Annotated in this window: 14 protein-coding genes; 3 read left to right on the top strand and 11 right to left on the bottom strand. The window is 72.3% G+C overall.

Annotated features, from left to right (window positions below; all coding sequences use genetic code 11):
• Nucleotides 1-107: 107 nt before the first annotated feature.
• The 6 genes from trxB to ACZ52R_RS02395 form a co-directional block, all read right to left on the bottom strand.
• Nucleotides 108-1073, bottom strand: a complete 966-nt coding sequence (gene trxB / locus ACZ52R_RS02420; RefSeq protein WP_465615434.1) for a thioredoxin-disulfide reductase — start codon at nucleotides 1071-1073, stop codon at nucleotides 108-110.
• Nucleotides 1074-1246: 173 nt separating this feature from the next.
• A complete protein-coding gene (locus ACZ52R_RS02415) occupies nucleotides 1247-2236 on the bottom strand; it encodes a hypothetical protein (RefSeq protein WP_465661590.1) in 990 nt (329 codons plus the stop codon).
• Nucleotides 2233-2949: an RNA polymerase sigma factor SigM gene (sigM, locus tag ACZ52R_RS02410; protein WP_360502500.1), complete on the bottom strand. Its 717-nt coding sequence runs from the start codon at nucleotides 2947-2949 to the stop codon at nucleotides 2233-2235. The genes ACZ52R_RS02415 and sigM overlap by 4 nt, the downstream gene beginning before the upstream one ends.
• A 47-nt stretch (nucleotides 2950-2996) precedes the next feature.
• Nucleotides 2997-5024 (bottom strand): protein kinase family protein, encoded by a 2028-nt coding sequence (locus tag ACZ52R_RS02405; RefSeq protein ID WP_465661589.1) that lies wholly within the window; start codon nucleotides 5022-5024, stop codon nucleotides 2997-2999.
• 300 nt (nucleotides 5025-5324) lie between these two features.
• Entirely contained in the window at nucleotides 5325-7823 is a 2499-nt protein-coding gene (murJ, locus tag ACZ52R_RS02400; RefSeq protein ID WP_465661587.1) for a murein biosynthesis integral membrane protein MurJ, read from the bottom strand.
• A gap of 57 nt (nucleotides 7824-7880) precedes the next feature.
• Nucleotides 7881-10292, bottom strand: a complete 2412-nt coding sequence (locus ACZ52R_RS02395; protein WP_465752523.1) for a DUF6049 family protein — start codon at nucleotides 10290-10292, stop codon at nucleotides 7881-7883.
• 312 nt (nucleotides 10293-10604) lie between these two features.
• On the opposite strand from ACZ52R_RS02395, the gene ACZ52R_RS02390 reads away from it, so the two are divergent.
• On the top strand, nucleotides 10605-12101 hold the full coding sequence (locus tag ACZ52R_RS02390; protein WP_396289928.1) for a CCA tRNA nucleotidyltransferase: 1497 nt from the start codon (nucleotides 10605-10607) through the stop codon (nucleotides 12099-12101).
• Nucleotides 12102-12257: 156 nt separating this feature from the next.
• Here ACZ52R_RS02390 and ACZ52R_RS02385 read toward each other — a convergent pair whose 3' ends face one another.
• The 5 genes from ACZ52R_RS02385 to ACZ52R_RS02365 form a co-directional block, all read right to left on the bottom strand.
• Nucleotides 12258-13262: an LppU/SCO3897 family protein gene (locus tag ACZ52R_RS02385; RefSeq protein ID WP_465661583.1), complete on the bottom strand. Its 1005-nt coding sequence runs from the start codon at nucleotides 13260-13262 to the stop codon at nucleotides 12258-12260.
• Nucleotides 13263-13318: 56 nt separating this feature from the next.
• Nucleotides 13319-13948, bottom strand: a complete 630-nt coding sequence (locus tag ACZ52R_RS02380; protein ID WP_465615423.1) for an LppU/SCO3897 family protein — start codon at nucleotides 13946-13948, stop codon at nucleotides 13319-13321.
• A gap of 107 nt (nucleotides 13949-14055) precedes the next feature.
• Nucleotides 14056-15375 carry an MFS transporter gene (locus ACZ52R_RS02375; protein ID WP_465615421.1) on the bottom strand — a complete coding sequence of 440 codons (1320 nt, stop codon included), beginning with the start codon at nucleotides 15373-15375 and terminating at the stop codon, nucleotides 14056-14058.
• A 126-nt stretch (nucleotides 15376-15501) separates the two neighbouring features.
• Entirely contained in the window at nucleotides 15502-16584 is a 1083-nt protein-coding gene (locus ACZ52R_RS02370) for an inositol-3-phosphate synthase (RefSeq protein ID WP_360502482.1), read from the bottom strand.
• Between the two features lie 127 nt (nucleotides 16585-16711).
• Complete coding sequence (locus ACZ52R_RS02365) at nucleotides 16712-17413, bottom strand: PadR family transcriptional regulator (RefSeq protein ID WP_360502480.1); 702 nt, start codon at nucleotides 17411-17413, stop codon at nucleotides 16712-16714.
• Nucleotides 17414-17929: 516 nt separating this feature from the next.
• On the opposite strand from ACZ52R_RS02365, the gene ACZ52R_RS02360 reads away from it, so the two are divergent.
• Together ACZ52R_RS02360 and ACZ52R_RS02355 are read left to right on the top strand one after the other, a co-directional pair.
• Entirely contained in the window at nucleotides 17930-20371 is a 2442-nt protein-coding gene (locus ACZ52R_RS02360) for a transglycosylase domain-containing protein (RefSeq protein WP_465615418.1), read from the top strand.
• A 159-nt stretch (nucleotides 20372-20530) separates the two neighbouring features.
• Nucleotides 20531-22108 (top strand): glycosyltransferase family 87 protein, encoded by a 1578-nt coding sequence (locus ACZ52R_RS02355; RefSeq protein WP_465615416.1) that lies wholly within the window; start codon nucleotides 20531-20533, stop codon nucleotides 22106-22108.
• Nucleotides 22109-22118: the final 10 nt, after the last annotated feature.

Genomic DNA, 22118 nt, shown 5'->3' with positions numbered 1-22118 from the left:
TGCTGCCAGGAGAACAACGGGTGGGCCCGTTCTGTTTCTGCCTGGCCGGGGCGGGGGTGTCACGTGGAACACAACACCCCCGCGAGGGTGGGTCGGTGGCCCGGGGGTCAGACCGCCACGACGGCGGCCTTGGCCTCCAGGTCGTCCAGCGCGGCCAGGTAGCGCTCGGCGTCCAGCGCCGAGGAGCAGCCGGTGCCGGCGGCGGTGATGGCCTGGCGGTAGGTGTGGTCCACGACGTCGCCGGCGCCGAACACGCCCGGGATGTTGGTCCGGGTCGAGGGGGCCTCGACCTGGAGGTAGCCCTCGGCGTCGAGGTCCAGCTGGCCCTTGAACAGCTCGGTGCGCGGGTCGTGGCCGATCGCGATGAACAGACCGGTGACGGCCAGCTCGCGGGTCTCGCCGGTGGTGGTGTCGCGCAGGGTGACGCCGCTCAGCTTCGGGTCGCCGTGGATGGCCTCGACCGCGCTGTCCCACTCGAAGCGGATCTTCTCGTCGGCGAAGGCACGCTCCTGCATCGCCTTGGAGGCGCGCAGGGTGTCCCGGCGGTGGATGATCGTGACGCTCTTGGCGAAGCGGGAGAGGAAGGTCGCCTCCTCCAGGGCGGTGTCCCCGCCGCCGACCACCGCGATGTCCTGGTCGCGGAAGAAGAAGCCGTCGCAGGTGGCGCACCAGGAGACGCCGCGCCCGGAGAGCTTGTCCTCGTTCGGCAGGTCGAGCTTGCGGTGCTGGGAGCCGGTGGTGACGATCACGGCACGGGCCTTGTGCACGTTGCCCTCGGAGTCGGTGACGGTCTTGATGTCACCGGTGAGGTCTACCGCGACGATGTCGTCGGGGATCAGCTCGGCGCCGAAGCGCTCGGCCTGGGCCCGCATGTTGTCCATCAGCTCGGGGCCCATGATGCCGTCCCGGAAGCCCGGGAAGTTCTCGACCTCGGTGGTGTTCATGAGCGCACCACCGGCGGTGACGGCCCCCTCGAAGACCAGTGGCTTGAGGGAGGCACGGGCCGTGTAGAGCGCTGCCGTGTACCCGGCCGGGCCGGAACCGATGATGATCACGTTACGGACGTCGCTCACTGCTTCTCCTGGTTCGCATCGCGACCCGCGTTAGCTGCGGGGAGGGCGGTCCTGCTCCGCCGCCCGGGACAACGACTGACCAGTGTCTCGCATTCCCAGGCGGATCAGTACCAGGTGCCCGAACTCCGGAAGCGGCGTGCCGTGCTGGGCGTGGATCGCATGGGAACCACTGGTCAGCGACTGGGAACGCTCTGGTGCAGGACGACCTGGCCGCAGTCGGGGGCGCGCAGGTAGACGTCCACGAGGTCGGGCCGGCCGGGCACCGGGTAGACCAGGACGTCCACCGGGGCGCCGTCGTAGCTGCCCCGGTCGGTGGCCAGCGGGGCGCCGGAGGCGGGGGGCGGGCAGGACGCCGAGGGGGCCGGGGAGGCGGAAGCGGAGGGGGACGGGGAAGCCGGGGAGGAGGGCTCCGGCCGGGCGCCCTCGGCGGGCAGGACGCTCTCGGGCTTGGCCTGCCCGGTCGGCCGCAGCCCCGGAGCGCTCTCCGAGCGGGCCAGCAACTGCTGGATCTGGGTGGCGAGGCGGTCGGCGCGGTAGTCGGTGCCGGCGCTCGCCCCGTGCGGGGCGCGTCCCGGGGCTGCGGCGGCGGTGGTGCCCGCAGGGGCGCCCGCGGTGACCGCGGGGCCGCCGGCCCCGTCGTCGGGGTGCAGCAGCAGCGCCCCGCCGAGTCCGAGGGCAGCCAGGGCGGCGGCGCCGAGCAGCAGGGCGAATCGACGCCGGGGGCGCGGGCGGCCGGGGCCGGTGGCGGCGGCGGGCCGGGCCGAGGGCCGGGAGGGCGGCGTGGAGGGCCCCGTGGCGGCGCGTACGGGCGAGGCCGGGGTGCCGGACCGGCGGGCGGCGGCAGGGGCCTCCTGGGGGCGGGCGAGGGCCTTGCGGTCGTTCCCGGAAGCGGTTGCCGGGGCCTCGGCGGCGGCCTGGGCCAGAGCGGCGTCCAGCCGGTCGGCGATGTCGGCGGGCATCGGCGGGGTCTCGACGCCGCCGAGCAGCGCCTGGACCTCGGCGAGCGCGTCGACGGTCTCCCGGCACTCGGCGCAGCCGGCCAGGTGCCGTCGCAGCGCCGCGACGGCCTCGGGGGAGTCGACCAGCCCCTCGGTGAGGTCGGCGAGCTGCTCGACCGGGGGGTGGTCCCCGGTGTGGTCGGGCGAGAAGGGGTTGGCGGTCATCGTGTGCTCGCGTCTCCTTCCAGCATCGTCCGACCGGTGCTCGGGCCTGTCCCTGTGACGGTGCGGGGGGCCGTCGGGTTCCCCCGGGTGCCCCGCACCGGTGGGGCCGAGCCGTGGCCGCCCGGTGTTTCACGTGAAACATCCGGCCCGCCGTCGCTCTCCCGCAGGTGCCGTACGAGCGGGAGCAGCCGCGCCCGGCCGCGCGCGCAGCGGCTCTTCACGGTGCCCACCGGGACGCCCAGCAGCTCGGCGGCCTCGGCGACCGGGTAGCCCTGCATGTCGACCAGGACCAGCGCGGCCCGCTGCTCGGCGGGCAGCTCGCCGAGGGCCGCGGTCACCTCGCGGTGCAGCTCGGCGCGGACCACCGGGGAGTCGGCCGGCTCGGCGGAGCCGACCAGGGTGTCGAGCCGCTGCGGGTCCTCGTCGAGCGGGGTGGTGCGGCGGGTGGCGCTGCGCCGGGCGCGGTCCAGACAGGCGTTGACCACGATCCGGTGCAGCCAGGTGGTGACGGCCGAGCGGCCCTGGAAGCCGGCGGCGGCGCGGAAGGCGGAGACCAGGGCGTCCTGGAGCGCGTCGGCGGCCTCCTCGCGGTCGCCCAGGGTGCGCAGGGCGACCGCCCAGAGCCGGTCGCGGTGCCGGTTCACCAGCAGGCCGAAGGCCTCCTGGTCGCCGGCGACGTGCCGGGCGAGCAACGCCGCGTCGTCGTCCGCCACTGTCACCCCTTGACCTCTGCCGTCGTTCCGGTGCGCGAGCCGTGCGGTCAGCCGGAGACCTTCACCTCGGCGACGTGGCCGCGGTACCTGGTGTCGCCATCCTTGGTCAGACCGGTCAGCCAGATCAAGAGGTAGCGCGTGGTGACCGGGGAGTCGAGGGTGTACTCGACGTTCGTCCCGGCCTTCTTGCCGACGATGCTGAAACTCTCCGGCTTGGCCTGCATCGGGTTGGTGGTGGCGGCCCCGGTGGGCACCCGCAGCTCCGCCGTCTGCTCGCCGCCGAGGAACTGGACGTTCACCGAGGAGACCGACTGCTGGGTGCCGAGGTCGATCAGCAGGCCGGTGCCCGACTTGAGGGCGGGCGCCTTGGGGCCGAACTGGTCGACGTACCAGCCGGTGGTCCAGGCGGAGTTCGGGTCGCCGTCGATGGCCTTCCCGATGCTCTCGGTGCCCTCGGGCCCGTCGCCCAGCGGGTTGTACGACTGCGCCTCCTTGATGGCGATCGGCACCGGGTTGTGGGTGCTGGCGTGCGGGCTCGGCGAGGAGCTGGTGACCGTGGGCTGCGGCGCGGCGGCGGACGACTCGGGGTGGCGCAGGCTGCCGACGAACTGCCAGGAGGCGACGCCGATCGCGCCCAGGGCGACCGTCCAGGCGGTGGCCTTGACGACCCGGCGCAGCCGCCGCTTCGTCCGGCGGGAGGCGGTGGGCCGCGACGAGGCGGGCAGCGGGGCGACCGCCGGGTCGGCCACCCGGGTCGGGTTGGGCGCGGTGGGCAGGGCGTGGGTGTTGTGCCGGGGCGGGACCGGGAAGGCGGGCAGCTCCGGCTCGGGCTGGCGGATCCGGGGCATCTGCGCGATCGCCCGGACCAGCTCCTCCGGGGTGGTGATCGGCTCGGCGTGGTGCGGCGGGTGGTCGAACAGGGCCCGTGAGGCGAGCTCGGACAGGCCCTTGTGGACCCCGGCGCGGACCTGGTCCGGCGCGGCGTTCTGGAGGCCCTTCGGCAGGCCCCGGAGGTCGTAGCGGTCCTCCGGGTACGGCCAGCGGTGGGTGAGCGCGGCGAACAGCAGGGCACCGATCGCGCGGGTGTCGGTGCGTTGGGCGTCCTCGGTGGTGCCCTCGACGGGCAGCCCGCGCAGGGCGGCGTCGACCGCGATGCCGTTGATCCGGTACTGGCCGCTGTCGGTGCGCAGCACGCAGCGCGGGGTGAGCCGCAGGTGGGCCTGGCCGCGCCGGTGGGCGGCGGCGACCGCGTCGGCGACCTGGCGGACCATCTGGTACGCCTCGTGCGGCTCCATCGGGCCGTTCGCGAGCAGCTTGGCCAGGTCGGAGGAGTGCGGCAGCCACTCCCGTACGACGTAGACCAGCTCGCCCTCCTGGACGGCGTCCAGGACCTGGACGAAGCGCGGGTCGCCGAGCAGGGCGGCGGACTTGGCCGCGGCCAGCACCTTGCGGGCGCGCTGGTGGCCGGAGGCCATCAGGTGGACGCCGACGGCCCGGCGCAGCTTCTCGTCGACGGCGCGCCAGCTGCTGAAGGTGTCGCTCTGGGAGATGCACTCCTCGAGCAGGTACCGGTGGCCGATCATGTCGCCGCTGCGCCGCTGCGGCGCGGGGAGGGTGCGCGGGAGGGTGGCGGTGTCGCGCGGGTCGACCGTGGGCTGCGGGTCGGTGGGGCGGCGCTTGGCGGGCGTCGGCGCGGGGGCGGGCTTCTTCGGGGCGGAGCCGGCGGCCAGTTCGGCGGCGATCTCCCGGACCGAGAGCGGGGCGGTGATCTCCGAGGTCTCCTCGCTCACGGAGGCTTCCGGGGCGGCGGCCGGCGGGTCCTCCCGGTCGGTGTCCCCGTCGGAGGCCTGGCCGGAGTCCCGGTCGGAGGCCTCGTCAGCGTCCCCCTCGACGTCCCCGCTGTTCTCCCCGGGAGCGGCGGCAGCGGTGGAGGCGCCCTTGCCGCCGTCGGCGGAGGCACGCCCGTCGGCGTCCTTCGCGACCGCGAACTCGTCGATCGCCGCGGCCAGCGCGGCTTCGTCCGCCGCCGCGTCAGCTGTTGACGTGTCGACGACCGCCTTGGTGCCATCAGCCACCGTGGTCCTGCCTCCCCTTGTGTCGCCCCGGCCGAGAGTCGCTGGAGCCCGCGGGTTGGCGGCCCTGTGCTCCAGGACAATTGTGCCCACTCTTCTCCACCGGGTACGACCGCTGAGGGGTCCACTCGGTTGCGTACGGGTGGAGAGATGTGGTGCAGATAGGACACCGGGTCGCCATCCGGCCGCCGGGCGGGCCCGGGGCGGCTGGCAACCCAGCAGTCGGCCGGACGAGCCGAGGAGCTGTCCGCTCCGGTTGACGCCCGGTCAGGGCGCCCGCTCGTCCGGCCGTCGAAGGGACGGTCAGCGGCCCAGTCGGCCGCGGACCATGCCCAGCATGGCGTTCAGTTCCTCGATCCGCAGGCGCTTCGCGATCAGCACGAAGACACTCATCTGCAGGCCGCCCGCCACGACGAGGGCGGCCACGCTGCCCGTCCAGCCACCGAGCACCTGCTGGATCCCCAGGCTGGCGCCGAGACCGACCAGCGCGGCCGGGACGCACGCGGCGGCCAGCCGGCTGTAGGTCTTGCCGATCCGCTTGGTGTCCAGCCCGCCGATCTTCTTCTTCAGCTTCGGCAGGGCCACCGCCACCCCGATGGCGTACCCGAGGCCGTAGCCGAACGCCATGCCGGTCACCGTCCATTCGGCGGGCAGCAGCAGCCAGCACAGCAGGGAGAAGGCGGCCTGGCAGACCGCGACCCAGACGGTGTTGGAGAACGGCGTCCGGGTGTCCTCGTAGGCGTAGAAGCCGCGCAGCATCACGTACTGGGCCGAGTACGGGATCAGGCCCAGGGCGAAGGCGGAGAGCATCAGGCCGACGTTGGTCGCGCCGCTCAGGACGCTCGCGTCGCCACCGACGGCGTAGATCGACCGGCCGATCACCGGGCCGAGCGCCAGGAAGAGGAAGGCCGCCGGGACGACCGCCACCGCCGTGGTGCGCAGACCGTAGGAGATGTCGTCGCGGACGGCACCGGCATCCTCGTCGGCGGCCGCCCGGGACAGCCGGGGGAGCACCGCGCTCATGATCGAGACGGTGATCACGGCCTGCGGGAGCTGCCAGATCAGCAGGGCGTTGGAGAACGCGGCCAGGCCGACACCGTCGTGACCGGCCGCGGCCGCGGCGGCGCCGGCCTTGGTGGACAGCTGGGTGATCACCAGGTAGCCGGCCTGGTTGGCGAGCACGAAGAAGAACGTCCACTTGGCCAGCCGGGCGGCCTTGCCCAGGCCGTGGCCGCGCCAGTCGAAGCGGGGCCGGTAGCGGAAGTCGGCCGCCCGCAGGTACGGGATCATCGCCAGCGACTGGACGACCAGGCCGATCAGGGTGCCGAGGCCGAGCAGCCGGACGCCCTCGGGCGAGATGGACTCCGGGGTGACGTGGGTGGTGCCGAACCCGCCGTAGACCCAGATGTAGGCGGAGAAGGTGAAGATCACCACGACGTTGTTCAGGACCGGCGTCCACATCATCGCGCCGAACCGGCCGCGGGCGTTGAGGACCTGGCCCATCACCACGTGGATGCCCATGAAGAAGATGGTCGGCAGGCAGTAGCGGGCCAGCGCCACCGTGGTGGCGGCCCGCTCCGGGTTCGCCATCATCGGGTGGGCGATCAGCTGGACCAGCACGGGCGCCCCGAGCACCGCCAGGAACACCACGCCGGCCAGCCCGACCATCACCAGGGTGAGCAGCCGGCTGGCGTACGCGGTGCCGCCGTCCTCGTCGTTCTTCATGCTGCGCACCAGCTGCGGCACGAACACCGCGTTCAGCGCGCCGCCGCCGATCAGGATGTACAGCAGGGTCGGCAGGGTGTTCGCCGCGTTGTACGAGTCGCCCATCACGCCGACGCCGATGGCCGTGGTGATCACCATGGTCCGGACGAAGCCGGTGCCGCGGGAGACCAGCGTGCCGGCCGCCATGATCGCGCTGGAGTTCAGCAGGCTCGCGACCTTGCCGCCCCCGCCGCCGGCCGCCGGGGCCGCCGCGCCCGCGGACTCCGGCGGCGCGGCCTGCTCCTCGGCGGCGAGGTCCGCCGGCGGCTCGACCGCCGGGGGCACCGCGACGGCGGCCACCTGCATGGTGGCCTCCTCCTCGGAGAGCGGCGGGTCGAACTCGATCGGCGGCACGAAGGGGCGCTGCCCGTGCGGGCCGACGTGCTGCGGCTGCCCCGGGTAGCCGCCCATCGGCGGGTACGGCGCGGGGCCGGGCGGCGGCACGGGCGCGCCGGGCGGCACGGCTCCGTGGGCACCCGGCGGGGTGGTCTGCGGGGCCGGGGCGGGCTGCGGTACCGGCGGCGGGGCCGCGGCCTCCGCCTGGCGGCCGCCGAACAGCGCGTCCACCCCGACGTACTCGGTGGTCTCGGAGTCCCAGGCGGAGTGCGCCGGGCCGGGCTCCCACTGCTGCTGCGGCTGCTCGGCACCGCCCCACGGGCCGCGGGCCGGAGCCGGGGCCGGCTCCGGCTGCCAGCCGGCCTGCCCCGGGGTGTCCCAGCCGGGCTGCACCGGCGGCACCGGGGGCGAGAAGTGGTCCGCCGCCGGGTAGGGGGCGGGCGGCACCGGCGTCGGATAGCCGCCGCCCTGCGGCGGCAGCTGCGGCGGCACGTCGTACGCGGCGGCCGGCTGCTGCGGCGCGGCCGGTCGGCCGGCCCGCAGACCGTACGGGTCCTGGCCGTCCTGCGGGTTCCCGTACGCGTCGGCCGCGTACGGGTCCTGGGCGTAGGTGTCGGCCACGTACCAGTCGCCGGACGGCGACTCGGCACCCGGCCGGCTCTCACCGCGGCCCGGCTGCCGCTCCTCGCTGCGCCCGGTCATGTCACCTCTTCGCTGTCGTGGGGGAGGCCGGCCCGGCGTCACGGGGGGTCGGCGGTATCAAGGACCAACCTTCTCATCACTGGCGGCCCGATCCCGGCCATCCGGGCTGCTGCCGCGCGGTGTCTGCGCGGGAGCGTCACCAGCGGCGTCGCCCGCCGGCCCCTCCCCGTCGGCCCGGGCGGCGGCTTCGGACCCCTCGGCCCCGTCCGCCTCGTCCGCCTTGTCCGCCGTCGGCTCCTCGGCCGCGGCCCCGCCCGTCGCCGGGGCGTCCCCGACCGGCTGGTCGCCGTCCTCGTGCGGCTCCCCGCCCCGCCGCTTGCGCTGGCGCATGAAGCGCAGCGCGGCCAGCAGCAGCAGCAGGCCGGCGCCCGCGAAGACGTACAGCACGCCGTTGGTCACCGAGGTGACCTGCACCGTGAACGGCTGGGCCGCACCGTACGGCCGCGAGTCGGGGCCGGTGGTCCACAGCTGGGCGGTCATGCCGACCGGCCCGTTGTTGTGCGCCTCGGCCTGGAAGCGGAGGGTGGCGCTCTGCGAGGCCGGGAGGACCAGCTCCTCCTCCCGGCGCACGTTCAGCCGGTTCGGCTGGGTCGAGGTGAGCACCAGCTTCAGGTTGGTGACCGCCTGGGTCAGGTCGTTGCGGACGCTGACCTGGAGCAGACCGGTGTCGCCGGCCAGCGTGACCACGGTCTTCGGCGGCACCTGGACGGCCTTGGTCAGCTCCTGCAGGTACTGCGTGACGCCGGCGCGGTAGGCGCCGCCGGCCGCGGCCTGGCTGCGCCACTCGGTGGACAGCGACCGGACCATGGCGGCGTTGAACGGGCCGCGCACCCGCTGCGGCAGGGTGAGCACCCGCATCAGCGTGTCCAGGTCGTACTGGATCTTGTTGGTGCCGATCAGATCGGCCGCCGACAGCTCCGAGGCGCGGGCCTGGGTCGGGTAGTCCGCGGCCGCCGGGACGCCCGTGTTGGCCTTCTGGTCCGCCGGGGCCTGGGCCACCGCGTCCAGCTTGACCGGGGAGATCCACTTGCCGGACGCCGCCTGCAGGGCGCTCGCCAGCACCTTCGCGGTGTTGACGCTCAGCTCGCGGGGCGGCATGACCAGCAGGCCGCGCTGGTTCTGCGGCTGCTCGTGGGTGATCGCGAAGGTCTCGGCGAGGAAGCGCTGGGTCGCCTCGGTCTGGTCCTTCGCGGTGCTCAGGTCCCTCTGGAAGAGCCCGGAGACCGTCTCGTCGGCGACCACGGCGCTCTGCCCGTTGCCGATCGGGCGCACCGCGGTCGGGGTGTAGTTCAGCGAGTCCGGCTCCGGCAGGCTCGCCCCGTTGGCCAGCACCAGGCCGCTGCCCGCCTGCTGGGCGAGCCCGGCGATCTGCTGGTCGACGTAGCCCTGGTACGGCCAGGCGACATCGGAACGGGTGTCCACGGAGAGCCGGCCCTCGACGGTCAGCCGACCGGCCGTGGCGGCCTTGTTCAGCGCGGTGGTCATGCCGGGCAGGTCGGCGCCGTTGTGGGCGATCGACGCGAGGTCCGGGTCGGCGTACGGCAGCGCGACCACCTGGCTGTCCGGCTTGGCGACCGCGGCCCGCAGCTTGTCCAGCCAGGCGGTGGCGGCGGCCGAGCCGTTGTTCACGACGGTGTTGTCGTCCCTGGCCGACTTGCCCGCGGACTCGGTGCCCGGCTTCTGCACCCGGTACGGCTTGGTCATCGCGAACGCGGCGTCCAGCAGGTCCGGGTCGACCACCCAGGTCAGCCCGGACAGCTTGGAGCCGGTGTCGACCAGCTCGTACAGCCGGCCGCCCGGGGCGAACTCGGCCGCCAGGCTGTCGTCGCGCAGCACCGGGACGGACTGGTCGTTGTCGGCGACGGTCTGCGCGGCCAGCACCGGCGCGTGCACCAGCGGCCAGAGCGTGGCGACCTTCGTCGGCTGCGCCTCGGCACCGCCCGGGTTGTACGGCAGGAAGCTCCGGGCGATGCCCAGGGCCCGGTCGTGCGAGTTGTCGGCGGTCGAGCCCCAGGCGTCCACCGCGAGCTCGTACACCCCGCTCGAGGACAGCCCGAGGTCGTTCACCGCGACGCTCAGGGTGTACGGCAGGGTCTGGCCGGGGTTCAGCTCCGGCAGGGCGTACTGCGGGCTGTCCAGCTCCACGCCGTCCTTGCCGTCCGGCGCGGAACGGCCGGCCACGTTCGCCAGATCGCTGCGCCGGTCCAGCGGCTTGCCGGAGAAGGGCTTGCGGACCGCCGCGTGGGCGCCCTTGAGCGCCGACTTGCCGGCGTTGGTGACGTGTCCGGTGATCGTCACGGTGCCGTTGGGGGCGGCCACCTGCGGGGCCAGCGACTCGATGGTCAGCACCACCGGGTACTCGGCCGAGGCGATGTCGCCGCCGGCCGGCAGCGCACCGGCCGGGGCGGCCGTGAAGAGGGTCAGGGCGGCCGCGCAGGCGGCGGCGAGGCGCAGGCCCGCCCGGCGCACCGGATGACGCCCCTCGGCCGGGCGTTCGGCCCGTCCAGGCTGTCGGTGCGCCCCCAGGCCCGAGTGCCGTGCCGGCTCGCTCACTCGCTTCGCCCTCGCCGTTCTCGATCGCTCGCTGCTGATGCTGTTCGTCCCGTCCGGCGCGGTCCGCCCGACGGTCTTCGCTTGGACACCGTGTCCCCTGTCCGGTGCCCGAGACCCGTCCACCGGCATGGTAACGATGCAGCCCGCGGTGCAGTGTTGCGGGCTGTGGGAAGAGACGCCCAAAACGCGCGGGCGGTTGACCTGCCGGGGCACGTACCCTTGTGAGCCGTGTCCACTGCCAATGAGCCCACCGCGCGCACCGATCGTCCCAGCACCGCCCTCCAGGCCGTACCAGGCCTGAGCGAGGCCCAGACCCTGGGCCTGCAAGAGCTGCTGCGGGTGTCGCCGGTCGCCGACGAGATCGCCGACCGCTTCCAGGCGGCCGGTCACCGGCTGGCGCTGGTCGGCGGCTCGGTCCGGGACGCGCTGCTCGGCCGGCTCGGCAACGACCTGGACTTCACCACCGACGCCCGCCCGCAGCAGGTGCTCAAGCTGGTCAAGGGCTGGGCGGACGCGATCTGGGACGTCGGCATCGCCTTCGGCACCGTCGGTGCCCGCAAGGACACCCCCGAGGGCTCCTTCCTGATCGAGATCACCACCTACCGCTCCGAGGCTTACGACCGCACCTCCCGCAAGCCCGAGGTGACCTACGGCGAGACCATCGAGGAGGACCTGGTCCGCCGGGACTTCACGGTCAACGCGATGGCCGTCGACCTGCCCGGCCGCGGCTTCGTCGACCCCCACAACGGCCTGGAGGACCTGGAGGCCCGGGTGCTGCGCACCCCCGCCACCCCCGAGGAGTCCTTCTCCGACGACCCGCTGCGGATGATGCGGGCCGCCCGCTTCGCCGCCCAGCTCGACTTCGAACCGGCGCCCGAGGTGGTCGCCGCGATGACCGCGATGGCCGAGCGGATCACCATCGTCTCGGCGGAGCGGGTCCAGGCCGAGCTGAACAAGCTGCTGCTGGCCAAGCACCCGGTGAAGGGCCTGCGCCTGCTGGTCGACACCGGCCTGGCCGGGTACGTGCTGCCCGAGCTGCCCGCACTGCGGCTGGAGCGCGACGAGCACCACCGGCACAAGGACGTCTACGAGCACTCGCTGACCGTCCTGGAGCAGGCCGTCGACCTGGAGCAGGACGGCCCGGACCTCACCCTGCGGCTGGCCGCGCTGCTGCACGACATCGGCAAGCCGCGCACCCGCCGCTTCGAGTCGGACGGCCGGGTCTCCTTCCACCACCACGAGGTGGTCGGCGCCAAGATGACCCGCAAGCGGATGCGCGAGCTCAAGTACTCCAAGGAGCTCACCGAGGACGTCTCGCGCCTGGTCGAGCTGCACCTGCGCTTCCACGGTTACGGCGGCGGCGAGTGGACCGACTCCGCGGTGCGCCGCTACATCACCGACGCGGGGCCGCTGCTGGAGCGCCTGCACAAGCTGACCCGCTCCGACTGCACCACCCGCAACAAGAAGAAGGCGGCCGCGCTCTCGCGCACCTACGACGGCCTGGAGACGCGGATCTCCGAGCTGAAGGCGCAGGAGGAGCTGGACGCCGTCCGCCCGGCGCTGGACGGCAACCAGATCATGGAGCTGCTCGGCCTCAAGCCCGGTCCGCAGGTCGGAAAGGCGTACAAGCAGATGCTCGAACTCCGGCTGGAGCACGGCCCGATGGAGCACGACGAGGCGGTCGCGGCGCTGCGCGCCTGGTGGGCCGAGCAGCAGCAGGGCTGACGCCGGCTCCGGCTCCGGCTCCGGCTTCGGTGCCGGCTTCGGCTTCAGCTTCGGCTATGGGTCCGGACCGGCTCCGGACACGACGCGAGGGGTGGTCCCGGCACTCGGCCGGGGCCACCCCTCGCGTGCTGCGGCGGGCTGCCTGAGCTGCGTGAGCTACTTGAGCTTCTTGAGGCAGAGCACGTAGTTCAGGGCCGGGAAGTTGGTGTAGGTGCGGGTGTACCAGCTGTCCGCCTTCGGCTGCTTCTCGCAGACCTTCTCGTCGGACGTGGCGAGGTACTTGTAGATCACCTTGTACTGCGCCGTGGCGTCGGTGCAGGGCAGCACCGAGACCTTCGGGTGGGTGTCGGTGGTCGCGCCGGCCGGGCCGTTGTCGTTGTGCAGGCAGTCGCCCGCCTTGGCCGAGTCCACGGCGTCCGTGTCGTCGGTCGGGGTGGTGACCGGCGGGAGGGTGATGCTCGGCACCGACGGGATCGTGAAGGTCGGCGAGGGGAAGGCCGGCGGCGGCGAGGGCGTGAAGGTGAAGGAGGAGGGCGTCGGCGCCGGGGCCGCGGTGATCGGGTCGGACGGGCCGTTGTCCTTCGTCGGGCCGAGCACCCCGGTGGCGGCCAGGACGATGGTGACCGCCAGCGAGACCGGCACCACCAGCATCGCGATGTGCGGACGGCGGGTCAGCGGGACGCCCGGGGCGAGCTGCGGCCCGTGGCTGCCCGGGACGGGCGGCTGCAGCTGCTTGAACCGGTTGTGCGGGCCGAGGTTCAGCAGCAGCGTGATCGGGGTCAGCAGCCACGACACCAGGCTCCACCAGCCCTGGACCAGCGTCCGGGCGGACATGTCGCGCACGGTGGCCGTGCCGCAGGTGCGGCAGAACGGGCCGGACATCCGCAGCATCCGGTAGGCCACGAGCAGGCCCTGGTGGCCGCGGACGGTGGCGTTCACCGCCGGGTAGCCGCCGCAGAACCGGCAGGTCAGGCCGTCCGTCGGGCCCTGCGGCGGGTACCCGTAGCCGGGTGCGGGCTGCGGGTAGCCGTACGGCTGGCCGGGCGGCGGCGGGGCGCTGGGGTACCCGTACCCGGGCTGGCCGGGCGGCGGGGGCGGAGCGCCGTAGGCGCCGCCGGAGGAGTAGGGGTTGCCGTCGCCCGGCGGCGGACCGTACGGCATCTGGGGCGGAGGCGGAACGGACAAGTGGTCCCCCGGGGACGGAGTGGCGGAAGAGTTCAGGACTTCTTCACCGGCGGGAGGCCGGTGGTGGCGGGTGCCATCGGACCGAGGCAGAGCACGTACCGCTTCTTGTTCCAGCGGCGGCCGCTCTTGCCCGAGACGGCACTCGTGGTCTGCGGCGTCTGCTTGCAGCGGTTCACGTCGGTGGTGCCTTCGAACTTCGACAGTACGCGGTAATTCGCTGTGGAATCAGTGCACTTGGCGATTTCGACAGAGCGGGAGCCGCTCACCCGCACACAGTCGCCGGGCTTGGCACTGCTGACGCTCGGCCCGGCGACGAAGTACCCGACCGCCAGGGCCACGCAGCCGCCCGCGAGGCCGACCATCTTCAGCTTGGAGATGCCGCTGCTCTTCTTGGCCGGCGGTGCGCTCGGCGTCGGTGCGGCGGGCTGCGGGTAGCCGTACGCCCCGGCGGGCGGCTGCTGTCCGTACGGCACCTGCCCGTAGGGCTGCTGCTGCCCGTACGGGGACTGCCCGTACGACGGCGGCTGCCCGTACCCGGCCGGGGCCGGCTGCGGGGGCTGCCCGTAGGCGGGCGGCGGTCCGTACGGGGCGGCCGGCGGGGGAACCGGCGCACCGTACGGCTGTACGACCGGTGGCCCGTACGGATTGGGCGGTGTGCTCATCAGTTCGTCCCCCGAGACAGAGTGCTGTCGCTCCGACAGGTCTGACACCTTAGCGACTCGGTCGGACGCCATCGGTCCCGAGTCCCGGGGGATGTGTGGAGAGACGGTCAGGGGTGCGGTCGGCGGCGGGCGGCGCGCAGGTAGACGACCGCCGTGCCGGCGTACACCGCGGCGACCCCGACGACCACCGGGACCGAGCGGCCGGACAGCGGCAGCACCAGTGCGGTGACCATGGCGGCGGCCACGAAGGCGACGTTGAACAGCACGTCGTAGATGGCGAAGACCCGGCCGCGGTACTCGTCCTCGACCGACTCCTGCACCACGGTGTCGGCGCAGATCTTGGTGCCCTGGGTGACCACTCCGAGCAGCAGGGCGGCGATCAGGCACGGCACCAGCGTGAAGCCCAGGCCGAGCGCCGGGACGAAGACCACCGGGGCGACCAGGCAGGCCGTCATCCAGCCGGTCAGCCCGAGCTTGCGGGTGCACCAGGGGCTGACCACCGCGGCGACGAAGAACCCGGCGGCGGAGAGGCCGACCGCCTGGCCGAGGGTGACCAGGCCGGCCGCACTGTCGGCCGGGTCGTTGAAGGTGTAGCGGGCGAGCATCACCACGACCACGATCAGCACGCCGTAGCAGAACCGGGCCGCGGTGACGGCGGCCAGCGCGTGCACGGCGGGGCGGCAGTCCCGCACCAGGTGGCGGACGGCGGCGCCGAGTTCGACGGTGGCCCGCACCAGCGCCTGGCCGAGTGCCGGGCGGTCGGCGTGCTGCTCCGGGCCGAGCAGGTCGCGGTCCATCCGCCGGGCGGCCAGCGCGGCCGACAGGTAGAGCAGCGAGGCGACCGTGACCAGTGCGGCGTCCGCGGTGGGACCCGGGGTCATCACCTGGTGCAGCAGGAAGCCGATGCCCCCGCCGCAGGCGGCGGCGACCGTCCCGAGCGTGGGGGAGAGCGCGTTGGCGGTGACCAGTCGGTCCTGCTCCACCACCCGGGGCAGGGCGGCGGACAGGCCGGCCAGGATGAACCGGTTGAGCGCGGTGACGAGCAGGGCCGACGCGAAGAACAGCTGGGTCGGTGCCTTGGCCAGGAGCAGCGCGCCGGTGCCCAGGCCCAGCCCGAAGCGGGCCAGGTTGCCGAAGTACAGCACCTGGCGGCGGCGCCAGCGGTCCAGCAGCACCCCGGCGAACGGGCCGATCACCGAGAACGGCAGCAGCATCACGGCCAGCACCGAGGCGATGTCGGCGGGGGAGGACTGCTTCTCGGGGGAGAAGACCACGTAGGCGGCGAGCGAGACCTGGAAGACGCCGTCGGAGAGCTGGGAGAGCACCCGGGCGGTCAGCAGCCGCCGGAAGTCGTGGCCCCGGAGCAGATCGACGAGCGTGGCGCGGTGCGCGGACTGGTGGGTGCTGCCGTTCTCGGTGATCGCCACCCGCCCAGAGTGCCATGGAACCGGTTGCTGTTTCACGTGAAACATTGGCCGGAAAATGGTGAAGAGCCCACGATCCGGTGATCGTGGGCTCTTCGGAGCGGCTACGCGCGGCTAGGGGCCGTCAGCTCAGCGCTCGACCTCACCGCGGATGAACTTCTCGACGTTGTCGCGGGCCTCGTCGTCGAAGTACTGGACCGGCGGGGACTTCATGAAGTACGAGGAGGCCGACAGGATCGGGCCGCCGATGCCGCGATCCTTGGCGATCTTGGCGGCGCGCACGGCGTCGATGATGACACCGGCGGAGTTCGGGGAGTCCCAGACCTCGAGCTTGTACTCCAGGTTCAGCGGGACGTCACCGAACGCGCGACCCTCCAGGCGGACGTAGGCCCACTTGCGGTCGTCCAGCCAGGCCACGTAGTCCGAGGGACCGATGTGGACGTTGTTGGAGCCCAGCTCGCGGTCGCGGATCTGCGAGGTGACGGCCTGGGTCTTGGAGACCTTCTTGGACTCCAGGCGCTCGCGCTCGAGCATGTTCTTGAAGTCCATGTTGCCGCCGACGTTCAGCTGCATGGTGCGCTCGAGGAGAACACCGCGGTCCTCGAACAGCTTGGCCATCACGCGGTGCGTGATGGTGGCGCCGACCTGGGACTTGATGTCGTCACCGACGATCGGCACGCCGGCCTCGGTGAACTTGTCCGCCCACTCCTTGGTGCCCGCGATGAACACCGGGAGGGCGTTCACGAAGGCGACCTTGGCGTCGATGGCGCACTGGGCGTAGAACTTGGCGGCGTTCTCGGAGCCCACCGGCAGGTAGCAGACCAGGACGTCGACCTGCTGGTCCTTGAGGATCCGGACGACGTCGGCCGGGGCCTCGTCGGACTCCTCGATGGTCTCCCGGTAGTACTTACCCAGGCCGTCGAGGGTGTGGCCGCGCTGGACGGTGACGCCGGTCGGCGGCACGTCGCAGATCTTGATGGTGTTGTTCTCGCTGTTGCCGATGGCGTCGGCCAGGTCGAAGCCGACCTTCTTGGCGTCGACGTCGAAGGCCGCGACGAACTCCACGTCACGGACGTGGTAGTCACCGAACTGGACGTGCATCAGCCCGGGGACCTTGCCGGCCGGGTCGGCGTCCTTGTAGTACTCGACACCCTGCACCAGCGACGCGGCGCAGTTGCCCACGCCAACGATGGCTACGCGAACCGAACCCATTTCCGGTTGCTCCCTGTGATCTCATGAGGACCGCCGGAACCGGCGGAACTCGTCCTGCTTCTTCGATGACTGCTTGTAAGGGCGCGAGGCGCCCACTCCTGCCGCGCGGCACAGGGCTGGCGCGGTGTCAGCGCTCCTGGGCGGAGCGCCCCGGGCGGTCGTACGGTGGCCCGGACGGGTCCGAGGACCCGGTCTCCTGGCCACGGCCGTCCGAAGTCTTGGGGGGTACGGCGGTGGAGTCGCCGCCGGTGGCGGGACCGGTCCGGCCGGTGCGGTTGGACCGCTCGGTCTCGATCAGCTCGTTGAGCCAGCGGACCTCGCGCTCCACCGACTCCAGTCCGTGCCGCTGGAGTTCGACGGTGTAGTCGTCGAACCGCTCGCGGGCACGGGCGAGCGAGTTGCGCATCCGCTCCAGGCGCTCCTCCAGCCGGCTGCGGCGTCCCTCCAGGACGCGCATCCGGACGGCCCGGTCGGTCTGGCCGAAGAACGCGAAGTGGACGCCGAAGTGCTCGTCCTCCCAGGCGTCCGGGCCGGAGTCGGCGAGCAGCTCCTCGAAGCGCTGCTTCCCCTCGGCGGAGAGCCGGTAGACGATCTTGGACCGCTTGCCGTTGAGCGCGGTGGCCGGGACGTACTCGACGTCCGGGTTGTCCTCGACCAGGAAGCCCTGGGCGACCAGGCTCTTCAGGCAGGGGTAGAGCGTTCCGTAGGAGAGTGCCCGGAACGTACCGAGCAGGATGTTGAGCCGCTTGCGCAGCTCGTAGCCGTGCATCGGGGCGTCATGGAGCAGGCCGAGAACGGCGAACTCCAGCACTCCTGAGCGCCTGCCCACTGCCGTGGTCCTCCTCCCTCTCGGCCCTCGTCCGGCCGCTGCATCCGGCGGTATTCCGCTTCGATGTATCGGCTCGATATATCGAGAACAGTAAACCCGACCCCCGGAACGGGCAAGGGGGGCACGCGTGAATGTGATCACAAGCCGACGCGCGGGTGAGGTTGGCAACGGCCGTGTAATGATCTGTCGCCGTTTTGCGGTTATTGGCGACTGATGCCCGATTAGTTGTATTTCTGTGCTGCGTACGCTGTCGCGTGTGCACGAAGACCACCTCCGGGGTTAGGGCGGTTTGCGGGCATCGGACGTGAACCCCTGCCTTCAGGCTGGAGACGCCTGGCGAGGAGTGGCTGGAAGATGAGCGAACGACGGCGAAGGACGCCCGACCCGGGCGGTGACGGGCAGCAGCCCCCGGGAGGCGGCGGCCGTCGGGGAGGGCCGGGTCCCGACGAGTTGAACTCGGACGGGATCGGGCGCCGGCGCCCGCCGGGCGTTCGGGAGACCGCCCGGCAGCCCCGGATGACCCGTGCGGAGATGCGCAAGGCCGGGCAGAAGAAGGACAAGGGGGGCGGCCGGAGCGGTGCCGCCGCGGCTTCCGGGCCCGGCAAGAAGCGCTTCATCGACTACCCGCGGTTCGGCAAGACCGGGGTCCGGCGCTGGCTGCCGTCCTGGAAGCAGTGGCTGAGCGGCTTCCTGCTCGTCTTCGGCTGCTTCGTGGGCCTGGTGTTCTACCTGTACCAGACCACCGAGGTCCCGGAGCTGAACAAGCTGGTGCAGGGCCAGAACACGATCTACTACTGGTCCGACGGCTCCGAGATGACCCGCAAGGGCCAGACGAACCGTCAGATCGTCGAGCTCTCCGACATCAGCCCCAACCTGCAGAACGCCGTGATCGCGGCGGAGAACCAGGACTTCCGCACCGACAGCGGCATCGACCCCAAGGGCATGCTCCGCGCCGTCTACAACATGGCGAAGGGAGGTGAGACCCAGGGCGCCTCGACCATCACCCAGCAGTACGTGAAGAACGCCTACCTGAGCCAGGAGCAGACCCTCAGCCGCAAGGTGAAGGAGTTCTTCATCACGCTGAAGATCAACCAGCAGAAGGGGAAGCCCGAGATCCTCAAGGGCTACCTGAACACCAGCTGGTTCGGTCGCGGCGCGAACGGGGCCCAGGCCGCCGCCCAGGCTTACTACGGGGTGGACGCCAAGGACCTCAACCTCTGTCAGAGCGCCATGCTGGCGGGCCTGCTCAAGGGCGCGGCGTACTACGACCCCACCAACCCGGCCAACAAGGACCGGGCCCAGGGGCGTTGGTCCTGGATCCTCGACAACATGGTGAAGACCAAGGCCGTCACCGCCGAGGAGCGGGCCAAGTGCAGTGCCTTCCCGGATCCGATCCCGCTGAAGCCCAGCTCCAACATGAACGGTGAGATCAGCTACCTGGTCGACACCGCCAACAAGTACGTCATGAACAACGACAAGACGATCACCCAGCAGGTGATCGACAAGGGCGGCCTGAAGATCTACACGACCTTCGAGAAGGACAAGGTCGACGCCCTGAAGAAGGCCGTGGACGACGTCAAGGCGGAGAACCTCAACCCGCAGAAGCGCCCGGACAACGACACCAACATCCAGTTCGGCTCCGCCAGCATCCGCCCCAGCGACGGCGCGATCATCGCCCTCTACGGCGGTGACGGCGTGGAGAACGGACACTTCGACAACAACGCCGACGCCTCCGGCGTCCAGGTCGGCTCGACCTTCAAGCCCTTCGTGCTGGCCACCGCGATGCAGGTCGGCGTGCAGACCGCGAAGGGCGACGACGGCAAGCCGAAGCGGATCAACGCCGACAGCCGCTACCTGGCCGACGACATGTCCGAGATCCGCAAGCCGGACGGCTCGCTGGTGATCGGCGACGACGGCAAGCCGTACCACCAGAAGAACGAGGACGCCAGCAAGCACGGCTACGTCTCGCTGCGGCAGGCCATGCAGTACTCGTACAACGTGCCCTTCGTCCAGCTCAACCAGGACGTCGGCGGCCAGAACGTGGCCGACATCGCGGTGCAGATGGGTGTCAAGAAGGAGAGCCTCGCGGACCCGAAGACCGCGACCTTCCCGCTCGGCACCTCCACCATCAGCCCGATCCGGATGGCTACCGCCTACGGCACCCTGGCGGCCAGCGGCAAGGAGTCCGAGCCGTACTCGGTCACCAAGGTCGAGCTGAACGGCGTGGATCGCCCGGGCTTCGGCAAGAAGGACGCCAAGGTCGCGCTGGAGCCGACGGTCGCCGACAACGTCACCGACGTGCTGGTGAACGTGGCGGCGAAGGGTACCGGTACCAAGACCAAGGACCTGGGCCGCCCGGTCGCGGGCAAGACCGGTACCACCGACCAGAACAAGTCGGCCTGGTGGGTCGGCTACACCCCGCAGCTGGTGACCAGCGTCGCGATGTGGCGCGAGGACCCGAACAAGCACGAGCGGCAGTCGCTCAACGGCACCGGCGGCAAGGAGTCCATCCACGGTGGTGACATCCCGACCGATGTCTTCACCCGGTACATGAAGGTCGCGCTGGCCAACGAGAAGAAGCTGGACTTCCCGACCCCGCAGCCGGTCGGCACCGAGGTCGACTCCTCCGGTGCGCCGTCCACGGCCACGCCCGTGCCGACGCCGACCATGAGCGACAGCCCGGCGGCCCCGACGCAGACCCAGCCGCCGGCGCAGCCCACCCAGCCCCTGCCGCCGCAGCCCACCCTGAACTGCGTGCCGGGCGTGGACTGCCCCGGCGACCCGCAGCCGACCGCGACGAAGACCAAGACCCCGCACCCGACCAACAGCTGCCTCCCGGTGATCGGCTGCCCGACGCAGCAGCCGACGCCCACCGACAGCTCCACACCGGGTGGCGGCGGCAAGCCGACCGGCAAGCCGACGCCGACGTCCACCGGCGCCCCGCCCGTCGGGGGGTAGCACCCCCGACGTGAAGCGCCGACGGCGGTGGCGGTCCTCCTCGGAGGGCCGCCACCGCCGTTTTCGTCGGGTTTCGCGGACCCGGCCGCCCGCGGACCTCCGCAGACCGTTGCGGGGTCCTCCTCGTCCCGGCGCGGATGGTGCGGCAGGATGTCCGGCATGACGTCGAGCGATCGTGACGAAACCGCCGGACCGGCCGGGCCCGGCGCCGCCGCAGGGCCCACCCCGGCAGCCGTCGCCACGGCCGCGCCGCTGCCCGACACCGTGGTCGTTCCGGCCGACGAGGACCCGGTGGCGGCGGCCGGCAGCGAGGTGATCGGCGGGCCGCCCGGGCGCCGGGCACTGCTCGGTGTCTCCTGGTGGATCCCGGCGCGCTTCCTGGCGCTCGCGGTGATCGTGGTCTCGGTGCTCGGCATGGCGCAGAAGCTGCCCTGCTACGAGCAGGCCTGGTTCCAGCCGGGCTCGCCGCAGTACATCCACTCCTGCTACAGCGACATCCCGCACCTGTTCTCCGGACGCGGCTTCGCGGCCGGACTGCACCCGTACGTGGACCGCATCCCGGGCTCGTCGGGGGACCTGCAGTACCTCGAGTACCCGGTGCTGACCGGCCTGTTCATGCAGGTCGCGGCCTGGCTGACGCCCGGCGGGGGCAACCAGCAGAGCCAGGAGCAGTGGTTCTGGGCGATCAACGCCGGGCTGCTGATGGCCTGCGCGGTGGTCGCGGCCGTGGCGCTCACCCGCACCCACCGCCGCCGCCCCTGGGACGCGCTGCTGTTCGCGCTCGCGCCCGTCCTGCTGCTCAACGGCACGGTCAACTGGGACCTGCTCGCGGTCGCCCTGGCCGCCGTGGCGATGGCCTGGTGGGCCCGCTCCCGGCCGGGCTGGGCCGGCGTCTTCATCGGCCTGGCCACCGCCGCCAAGCTCTACCCGGTGCTGCTGATCGGCCCGCTGCTGGTGCTCTGCTGGCGGGCCGGCAAGTGGCGCGAGTTCCGGGTGATGCTCGGCGGCGCGGTGGGCTCCTGGCTGCTGGTCAACCTGCCGATCATGCTCGCCAACTGGCAGGGCTGGTCGACCTTCTACGTGTTCAGCAAGCACCGCGGCGAGGACTACGGCTCGTTCTGGCTGATCCTGATGCAGACCCGCGGCGTCGGGCTGGCCGACCTCGACCTCTACATCGGTGTGCTGATGGTGCTGGGCTGCCTGGCCCTGGCGCGGCTCGGCCTCTCGGCGCCGCGCCGCCCGCGCTTCGCGCAGCTGGCCTTCCTGGTCGTCGCACTGTTCGTGCTGGTCAACAAGGTGTACTCGCCGCAGTACGCGCTCTGGCTGCTGCCGCTCGCGGCGCTGGCCCGGCCGCGCTGGCGGGACTTCCTGGTCTGGCAGGCCTGCGAGGTGCTCTACACCCTGGGCATCTGGTCCCACCTGGGCTTCGTCACGGGGCCCAAGCAGCACGGGATCGGCGAGGCCTGGTACCACTTCGCGATCGCGCTGCACCTGATCGGCACGCTCTACCTGGTCGCCCTCGTCGTCCGCGACGTCCTCTACCCGGACCGCGACCCGGTCCGCTGGGACGGCAGCGACGACCCCTCCGGCGGGGTGCTCGACCACGCCCCGGACGTGTTCGTGCTGGGCACCGCCCGGCGGCTGCGCGAGGAGGAGACCTACGCCGCGTACGCGCCGGCCGGCCCCGAGCAGTGGCTCGGTGAGCCGGAACTGTCGGAGCCGGCCGAGAAGCCGTGACCCGTCCCGC

It is taken from the genome of Kitasatospora sp. NPDC034023 (assembly GCF_055575795.1).
Note: the sequence above shows the minus strand (reverse complement) of the source record. Positions and strands in the feature narration are given on the sequence as shown.